Raw genomic sequence first — 8,110 nt, 5'->3', positions numbered from 1 at the left:
GTCGCCACCGACGGTCACGCCTCACCCAACGGCGACGGGCTGATGCACCGGCACGGCCCCGACCCACCCACCGGTCTCAGCCGGGCCGTGCCACCATCGCCTCGATGCCCGCGATCAGCAGGTCCAGCGCGAACTCGGAATCCCGCTCCCCCGACTCCGCACCGGCGAAGTGCGCCCCGTACACGAACTGGAACACCGCCGACATCGCCCCCACCTGCCCGTACGGCGGGATCCCGGTGTCCGTGGCCACCCGCCGCACACACGCCGAGAACGCCGCCGAACACGGCCCGACATCCACCAGGTTCCCGATCAGCACCGACACCCACGGGTGGCGCACCAGCATCGCCCGGTACCCGGTCGCCAGCCCCCGGAGCCGATCCCGCCAGTCCGCCTCCGACTCGGGGTCCGGCAGCTCCAGTTCACCGAACACGGCGTCGAGCGCGAGCTCCAGCAGCTCGTCCTTGGTGTCGACGTACCAGTACACGGACATCGCGGTGACGTTCAGCTCGGCCGCCAGCCGCCGCATGGAGAACCGGGCCGGCCCCTCCGCGTCCAGCAACCGCACCGCGGCCGCGGTGACTCGCTCCCGGTCGAGCCCGGCCAGCCGCTTCGCCCTGTCCGCTGCCCCCACCATGGCGCCCCTTCCTCGGAACTCGACCACGGACCGGGCCGGACTCCCCGGTCACCCTCCTCGACGATGCTAAGCGGGCCCCGCGCGGACACGGCCGGCCCACCGCCGGAAACAGCCACGGGAACGGCTGTCGGAAGGGCCACCGGAACGGGCGGTGGCCCGGAGCGAACTCGCCCCGGACCACCGCCCGTTCACCGGAGAACCGGCCCACCGGAACCCACCTGGCGGAACCGGTCAGCTTGAGCCGGTCGGCCGCGTCAGGTCGTAGAAGGTGGCCGAACCCACCGTCACCTTCTTGTAGTTGGCCGTGACCCACGAGCTGATCTGCGAGGAGGTGGAGGTGGTGCCGGAGTTGCCGCCACCGCCCGTACCGCCGCCCATGCCACCGCCCGAGATGAAGTAGTGGATCTTGCCGTCGGTCACGTACTTCTTGAACTGGGCCAGGGTCGGGGACGGGTCGGTGCCGTTGAAGCCGCCGATCGCCATCACCGGCTTCCCGGTGGCCAGTTGGTAGCTCGCGGAGTTCTGGGAACCGATCGCGGCTGCCGCCCATGTGTAGTCCCCGGCGTTCTTCGACAGCAACGCCCCGGCCTCGGAGCTGACGCTCGCGCCGTTCAGCAGTCCTCCGGCACCGCCGCCGCCGGCCATACCGCCTTCGCCCGTACCGCCGCCGCCGGGCAGGCCGCCCTGCTGATTCCGGCCCTGGGTACCGCCGTTGCCCTGCTGGTTCTGGCCGGGAAGGCCACCGGTGCCGCCCGTCGGGGGCTGACCCGTGCCGCCGCCGGGCATGCCCTGCTGCCCGTTCGCCATGCCGCCGTTGCCGTTCTGCCGGTTCTGGCCACCGCCGGGGAAACCGCCCCCCGTGCCACCGCCGCCACCGGGGCCGCCGCCCCGGCCGCCCATCATGCTCGCCCCGGCCGGACCGGCCGTCACGATGGAGCCGGTGTGCCCGGTGTTCACCGTGGAGAACGTGTACGCGGTGGGACCCGCGACCGCCGCCACGAAGCCCAGTCCGGCGGCCGCGAGGGCGAGTTGCCTGCCCAGCCGGGCCACGAAGACGAGACCGAGCGCGGCGGTCAGACCGCCGACGAGGACCAGCCACTTGAGCCACGGCAGGTAGTCGGGGGTGCGGTTGAGAAGGACGTAGCCCCAGGCCGCGGTCGCGGTGACCGAACCGGCGAGGGTGAGCGCCGCCCACACCCTTCCCCGCTCCGCCCACAGCGCCGTCGCGCCCATGCCGACCACGGCGGCGATGTAGGGGGCCAGGGCCACCGTGTAGTACTGGTGAAAGATGCCGGCCATGTAGCTGAAGACCAGCGCGGTCATCAGCAGCGCGCCGCCCCAGGCGAGGAACGAGGCACGGGTCAGGTCCGTCCGCTTCGCCCTCCGGGTCAGGACGAGGCCGCCCACCAGCAGGATCAGGGCAGCCGGGAGCAGCCAGGAGATCTGGCTGCCGATCTCGGAGTTGAACATGCGGTCCCAGCCGGTCTCGCCCCACTGCCCGGTGCCGCCGCCACCTCCACCGCCGCCGCCGACGCTGCCGGTCTCGTCGCCGTTGATACGGCCGAGCCCGTTGTAGCCGAAGGTCAGCTCAAGGAAGGAGTTGTTCTGCGAGCCGCCGATGTACGGGCGGGAGGACGCGGGCCACAGTTCGACGATCGCGACCCACCAGCCGCCGGCGACAACCATCGCGGCAGCCGAGAGGCCCAGCTGCGTGAACCGCTTGCGGACCGGCACCGGCGCGCAGACCGCGTACAGCACGGCCAGCGGCGGCAGGATCAGGAACGCCTGGAGCGTCTTGGTGAGGAAGGCGAGGCCGACCGCGGCGCCCGCCCACAGGAGCCACTTCGTACGGCCGTCCTCCAGTGCGCGGATCACGCAGTAGACCGTGACGGTCATGAGGAGCGCGAGCAGCGCGTCCGGGTTGTTGAACCGGAACATCAGCGCGGCGACCGGAGTAAGCGCGAGCACGGCGCCGGCGATCAGACCCGCCGCGGCACTGAACCGGCGGCGTACGGCCGCGTACAGGACGCCGACCGTGGCCACGCCCATCAGCACCTCGGGGACGAGGATCGCCCAGGAGCTGAGACCGAAGATCCGGACCGACAGGGCCATCGGCCACAGCGAGGCCGGGGGCTTGTCGACGGTGATCGCGTTGGCCGAGTCGAGCGAGCCGAAGAAGAGGGCCTTCCAGCTCTGGCTGCCTGCCTGCACGGCCGCGGAGTAGAAGGAGTTGGCGTATCCGGAGGCACTCAGGCCGTACAGATACAGCACCGCGGTGGCGAGCAGCAGTCCGAGGAAGGCGGGACGCGCCCAGCGGGGGTCCTCGGGCCGGCCTCTCCAGACCCGCCGGAAGAGGGGCTGCCGGGGCTCGCCGGACTCGGGGCCGGCCGCCGGCGGGGCGTGCTCCGGGGGCGGCGCCGAGGCGGACGGCCCCCAGGCGTGACCGGAGGTGCTGACGGCGCCACCGGTACCGGTGGCGGTCTCGGCGCTCGTACCGGCGCTGATACCGGTGCCGGTGTTCGTCGCGGTGCTCGTACCGGTACCGGCACTGGTACCGGCGCTCGTGTCGGGCTGTGTCGTCATCGCGCGTTCCTCGGATCGTGATCGTGCGGGCGCACTGCCTGCAACTGCATGGTCGAATCCCGCCAGGAGCGCTCCGCGGCCTCGTCGGCGCGGAACCTGTCGGTGTCGTGGTGGGAGGAGGGCGCCGTCGGACGCTGGGGCAGCGGGGGATGGGCGTCCGCGCCCTGCCGTACACCCGGCGCGCGGAACGGCGGGGACGGCTGGTGCGAGGCCACCACCGGGGACGGCGTCCCGCTCTGCCGGTCGGGGAAGACCCAGGCGCGGAAGAGCAGGAAGCGCAGGACGGTCGCCGCGAGGTTGGCGGCGATGAGCACCGCCAGTTCGGTGGAGTGCCCGGGGTCGCTCGTCGCGGCGTTGAGCGCGGCGAGCGATCCGCTGGTCAGGGCGAGCCCGATGCCGAAGACGACCAGGCCCTGCGCCTGGTGCCGGACGGCGCCGCCCCGGCCGCGCACGCCGAAGGTGAGCCGCCGGTTGGCCGCCGTGTTGGCGACCGCCGACACGAGCAGCGCGAGCGCGTTGGCGACCTGCGCCCCGGAGAAGGAGCGGAAGACGCTGTAGAGCAGCAGGTAGAAGAGGGTGGACAGGCCGCCCACGACGCAGAAGCCGACGAGCTGGCGGGCCAGCCCCTTGGGTACGTCGGTCAGTTCGCGGTCGCGCGGGTCGTCCCCGAAGGGCCGGGCGAGCCGGTCGAGCGAGAGCGAGCCGGTGGCCAGGGCTCGTCCCACCCGCCACACGCCCTTCAGGTCGTCCGTCGCGGTCTTCACGATGTGGACGGTCGAGTCCGGGTCGTCGACCCAGTCGACCGGGACCTCGTGGATGCGCAGCCCGGCCCGCTCGGCCAGGACCAGCATCTCGGTGTCGAAGAACCAGCCGGTGTCCTCGATGAGCGGCAGCAGCACCTGGGCGACATCACGGCGGATCGCCTTGAAGCCGCACTGCGCGTCCGAGAAGCGGGCCTGGAGCGAGCCGCGCAGGATCAGGTTGTAGGCGCGGCTGATGAACTCCCTCTTGGCCCCCCGCACCACACGCGAGGAGCGGGACAGCCGCGAGCCGATCGCGAGGTCCGAGTGACCGGAGATCAGCGGGGCGACCAGCGGAAGCAGGGCGTTCAGATCGGTGGACAGGTCCACGTCCATGTACGCGAGGACCGGCGCGTCGGACGCCGACCACACGGTCCGCAGCGCCCGGCCGCGGCCCTTCTGCTCCAGCCGGAAGGACCTGACCTCCGGGATCCTTGCCGCCAGCCCGGCCGCCACGAGCGGGGTGCTGTCCGTGGACGCGTTGTCCGCCACCGTGATGCGGAACGCGTACGGGAACGTGCGCCTGAGGTGGTCGTGCAGTCTGAGGACGCATGGCTGGAGGTCCTTCTCCTCGTTGTAGACGGGGATCACGACATCCAGGACAGGCGTACCCGCGTCCGCGGCCGGGAGGTGCTCCCGCGCCGGCAGGTTGCCGGGAGAAGGTTCGCTTCGCATGGAAACGACTCTCGTCAAGCGCGCTGTTGCACCCATGTGCTGGTGCTGTGCTGTGCCTGTGAGTGCTGTTGCCAGGACGTTTCGAGGGCAAGAGCGGGCAGGTGCAGGGTGAACACCGTCCTTCCGGGGACGCTGTCCACCGTCACCGCGCCCCCGTGGGCGGCCGCGACGGCCTGCACGATGGCGAGCCCGAGACCGGTCGATCCGGAAGCGCGCGAGCGAGACGAGTCACCTCGCGCGAACCGCTCGAAGACGCGCGGCAGCAGATCGGGCGGAATGCCGGGGCCGTCGTCCTGGACGTCCACGCTCAGCCACGGCCCCTGCCGGTGCACCCGCGCGGTGACGGTCGTCCCCGGTGGGGTGTGCGTGCGGGCGTTGGCGAAGAGGTTGACCATGACCTGCTGCAGGCGCGCGGCGTCCGCCGACACCAGCGCGGGCTCCTCGGGCAGTTCGAGCCGCCAGTTGTGGCTGCGCCCGGCGGCGCGGGCGTCGCTCACGGCGTCGATCACCAGGGGTACGAGGTCGGTCTGCTCGTACTGCAGCGGCCGCCCGGCGTCGAGGCGGGCGAGCAGCAGCAGATCCTCCACGAGCAGCGTCATCCGGCCGGCCTCGGACTCGATCCGTCCGAGCGCGTGCCGGGTGTCGGGCCCGGTCTCCTCGCGGCCGCGTCTGGTCAGCTCGGCGTACCCGCGGATGGAGGCCAGCGGGGTGCGCAGCTCGTGACTGGCGTCGGCGACGAACTGGCGTACGCGCATCTCGCTCTGCTGCCGCGCCTGCAGCGCGCCGTGGATGTGGTCGAGCATGCGGTTGAGCGCCGCTCCGACCTGCCCGACCTCGGTGTGCGGATCGGCCTCGGACTCCGGCACCCGCTCGTAGAGGGTGACCTCGCCGGTGTGCAGGGGAAGTTCGGAGACCCGGGTGGCGGTCGCGGCGACCTTGCGCAGGGGGCGCAGGGCGATGGTCACGATGGCCGCGCCCGCGAGGGAGGCCGCCGCGAGACCCGCGCCGGTGACGCTGATCTCGACGTAGATCAGCGTGGTGAGGGTGTTGGTGACGTCGTCGGTCGGGAGCGCCACGTAGAAGGCGCCGTTCCGGCCCTCCTGGTACTTCACGCGGTACTCGCCCCGGCCGGGGATGTCCACGGTGTGCGGGCGCTTGTCCTTCGCGACGGAGGCGAGGGCGGCGAGCTGGCTGTCGGCGAGCTTGAGCGGTGTGGGCTGCTTGACCCCGCTGGAGTCCTTCTTCCCCACGCTGACAATGCCCTCGGTGACCTTGCCGTTCTTCACGGTCGCGCCGATGGCTCCCATGGCCTGCCCCCGGAGCACGAACTCCAGAGGATCCTTGCCGATGACGTCGTCGCTCGGGGGGTGCTCGGCTCCGCCGCCGGACGGGCCGCCCACGGGGGCGCCCGCCGGGCCACCCGCCGCACGCATCGCCGCGTCAGCGACGTTGTTGTCGAGCTGGTCGTACAGGTGTGTGCGCAGCGCGATCGTGGTCACGGTGCCGATCACCGCGCACACGACGGCGATCAGCGCGACGCACCCGACGACGAGCCGCGTCCGAAGGGTGCGCGGCTGTCCCCGCCTCTTCTGTGCCCGCGGCCGTCGTCGTCCGCTCATGACGTGGCGGGCTTGATCAGATAACCGGCCCCACGCCGGGTGTGGATCATCGGCTCCCGCCCGGCGTCGATCTTCCGGCGCAGATACGAGATGTAGAGCTCGACGACATTGGCCTGACCGCCGAAGTCGTACGACCACACGCGGTCGAGTATCTGCGCCTTGCTCAGCACACGGCGCGGGTTGCGCATCAGGAAGCGCAGCAGCTCGAACTCGGTCGCGGTGAGGTGGATGTTCTCCCCGCCGCGCGACACCTCGTGGCTGTCCTCGTCCAGGGCGAGGTCCCCGACGACGAGCACGGACTCCGACCGCCGGTCGGCGGCGCCGGCGCGCCGGATCAGACCGCGCAGCCGGGCCACGACCTCCTCCAGGCTGAACGGCTTGGTGACGTAGTCGTCGCCACCGGCGGTGAGGCCGGCGATACGGTCCTCGACCGCGTCCTTGGCGGTCAGGAACAGCACCGGGACGTCGGGCTGCTCCCGGCGGAGCCGGCCGAGCACCGTCAGGCCGTCCATGTCGGGCAGCATCATGTCGAGCACCACGGCGTCGGGCCGGAACTCGCGCGCGGTCTGCACCGCGCCCGTTCCGTCACCCGCGCTGCGGATCTGCCAGCCTTCGTAGCGAAGGGCCATGGACAGCAGCTCGGTGATCGACAGCTCGTCGTCCACCACAAGCACTCGGACGGGGCTCCCGTCCGGCCTCAGCAGTTCGGTGCGCCCCTGGGGCGAGGTCGTGGTCATAGCGAACACCTTGGTGGGCCCCGCTGAGAGCATCCTTTCGCCAACCTGTGATTTCCCTGAGAAACGCACAGGTGCCTCTCAGGAAACTGCTGGGTACCGCTTTCCGTCGCCGTCGCGGGCCGAAGCTCTCAGGCGTCGCGCAGGCCGAAGAGGCGGGCGCCGTTCCCGTAACAGACCGCTCGCAGCCAGTCGTCCCCCAGCCCGAGCCGTCGCAGCGCGTGCAGCTGGTGGATGTAGGGGTACGGGATGTTCGGGAAGTCCGTGCCGAGGAGCACCCGGTCCCCGAGGTCCGCGAGGCGGGGCAGGAGTCCGGGCGGGAACGGCGCGAGCCGCTCGCTGAAGTCGGTGAACGCCATGGTCGTGTCGAGCCGCACCTCGTCGTGGCGCTCGGCGAGGCCGAGGAAGTCCTCGTACTCGGGCATCCCCATGTGCGCGAAGACGAACCGCAGCCGGGGGTGCCGTCGAAGGACGGCCGCGGCCGGTGCCGGGCCGGTGTACTTGCCCGGCGAGGGCCCCGATCCGCAGTGGATCACCACGGGGATCCCCGCCTCGGCGAGCAGCCCCCAGGCCGGGTCGAGGAGCTCGTCCGCCGGGTCGTACGCCCCCACCTGGACGTGCGCCTTGAAGACGCGCGCGCCCGCTTCCACCGCCTCGCGTACGTACCGCTCGACGCCCGGCTCGGGGAAGAGAGTCGAGGTGTGCAGGCAGTCCGGCGTCCGGCGGGCGAAGTCGACGGCCCAGGAGTTGAGCCACTCGGCCATGCCGGCCTTGTGCGGATAGAGCATCGCCGTGAAAGCGCGTGCGCCGAACTCCCGTATCAGCGCAAGCCGTTCGTCCTCGTCCGCGCGGTAGGCGATCGGCCACTCGATGCCGCCGGTGAGCTCACCGAGTCCGTCGAAGTAGTCCCACACCTTGCGCAGCACCCGTTCGGGCATGAAGTGCGTGTGGACGTCGACGAGCCCGGGCAGCCCGAGCCCCTGCCAGAAGCCCCGCACCTCCCGCGCCTCGTCCCGTAGGTTCAGGTCCTCGTCCCGTACGTCCAGGTCCTCGTCCCGCACGTCC

The 8,110-nt window shown here is 71.7% G+C and carries 6 protein-coding genes; all 6 read right to left on the bottom strand.

All coding sequences use genetic code 11. From position 1 onward, the window contains the following. Positions 1-76: 76 nt before the first annotated feature. On the bottom strand, positions 77-634 hold the full coding sequence (locus ACFXGX_RS35310; protein ID WP_384799855.1) for a TetR/AcrR family transcriptional regulator: 558 nt from the start codon (positions 632-634) through the stop codon (positions 77-79). 231 nt (positions 635-865) lie between these two features. Then, a complete protein-coding gene (locus tag ACFXGX_RS35305) occupies positions 866-3,217 on the bottom strand; it encodes an ArnT family glycosyltransferase (RefSeq protein WP_384799852.1) in 2,352 nt (783 codons plus the stop codon). Further along, positions 3,214-4,692, bottom strand: a complete 1,479-nt coding sequence (locus ACFXGX_RS35300; RefSeq protein WP_384799849.1) for a glycosyltransferase — start codon at positions 4,690-4,692, stop codon at positions 3,214-3,216. Before ACFXGX_RS35300 ends, ACFXGX_RS35305 begins: the two co-directional genes overlap by 4 nt. 14 nt (positions 4,693-4,706) lie before the next feature. Beyond that, on the bottom strand, positions 4,707-6,311 hold the full coding sequence (locus ACFXGX_RS35295) for an ATP-binding protein (protein ID WP_384799846.1): 1,605 nt from the start codon (positions 6,309-6,311) through the stop codon (positions 4,707-4,709). Then, positions 6,308-7,048: a response regulator transcription factor gene (locus ACFXGX_RS35290; protein WP_384799843.1), complete on the bottom strand. Its 741-nt coding sequence runs from the start codon at positions 7,046-7,048 to the stop codon at positions 6,308-6,310. The genes ACFXGX_RS35295 and ACFXGX_RS35290 overlap by 4 nt, the downstream gene beginning before the upstream one ends. Positions 7,049-7,176: 128 nt before the next feature. Continuing rightward, a complete protein-coding gene (locus ACFXGX_RS35285; RefSeq protein ID WP_384799858.1) occupies positions 7,177-8,091 on the bottom strand; it encodes an amidohydrolase family protein in 915 nt (304 codons plus the stop codon). Positions 8,092-8,110 lie beyond the last annotated feature (19 nt).

Source organism: Streptomyces sp. NPDC059371 (assembly GCF_042751995.1).
GTDB lineage: Bacteria > Actinomycetota > Actinomycetes > Streptomycetales > Streptomycetaceae > Streptomyces.
This window is presented reverse-complemented; position numbering and strand designations above follow the sequence as displayed.

Excerpts from the sequence above, each read along its gene's own strand:
- ACFXGX_RS35310 (WP_384799855.1), bottom strand. The coding sequence starts at position 634 with ATGGTGGGGGCAGCGGACAGGGCGAAGCGGCTGGCCGGGCTCGACCGG.
- ACFXGX_RS35305 (WP_384799852.1), bottom strand. The coding sequence starts at position 3,217 with ATGACGACACAGCCCGACACGAGCGCCGGTACCAGTGCCGGTACCGGT.
- ACFXGX_RS35300 (WP_384799849.1), bottom strand. The coding sequence starts at position 4,692 with ATGCGAAGCGAACCTTCTCCCGGCAACCTGCCGGCGCGGGAGCACCTC.
- ACFXGX_RS35295 (WP_384799846.1), bottom strand. The coding sequence starts at position 6,311 with ATGAGCGGACGACGACGGCCGCGGGCACAGAAGAGGCGGGGACAGCCG.
- ACFXGX_RS35290 (WP_384799843.1), bottom strand. The coding sequence starts at position 7,048 with ATGACCACGACCTCGCCCCAGGGGCGCACCGAACTGCTGAGGCCGGAC.